The 373-nt window shown below is 34.3% G+C and carries 1 protein-coding gene; it reads right to left on the minus strand.

From position 1 onward, the window contains the following. The coding region (locus ACJDT4_RS23355; RefSeq protein WP_406790023.1) for a polymorphic toxin type 15 domain-containing protein at positions 1 to 373 on the minus strand (373 nt) is incomplete at both ends.

Here is a 373-nt window from a genome sequence, read left to right on the forward strand (position 1 = left end):
TGTGACCCAATAGATGAATTGATTCCTTTATCACCCATTCCACCAATATTTAATGGATTTCCTCCCGCAATTTGGTCAGGATTGTGTAATGCAGCTTGAGTATCTAACCACTCTTTTGCTTTCTGTTTTGCTTCACTTAATGAATATCCATCATTCATTAATGAATCAATTTTTTCAGTTAAAGCCTCTTCTCTTGCTAGTTGTTGAGCCATATTTCCTTCAATCGAACGTCCCTCTTCTATATATCTTTCTCTATTTTTAAGATACTCATCAACCGTTAATTTATTCATACCAGCTTCTTGGTCAGTTAACTGCCTTGCAAATTCAGCTTTATCATACTTCGCCTTATAGTTAAAATTGACTTCTATTTCTT

This window comes from Clostridium neuense, assembly GCF_045310695.1.
In the GTDB taxonomy this organism is placed as follows: domain Bacteria; phylum Bacillota; class Clostridia; order Clostridiales; family Clostridiaceae; genus Clostridium_S; species Clostridium_S neuense.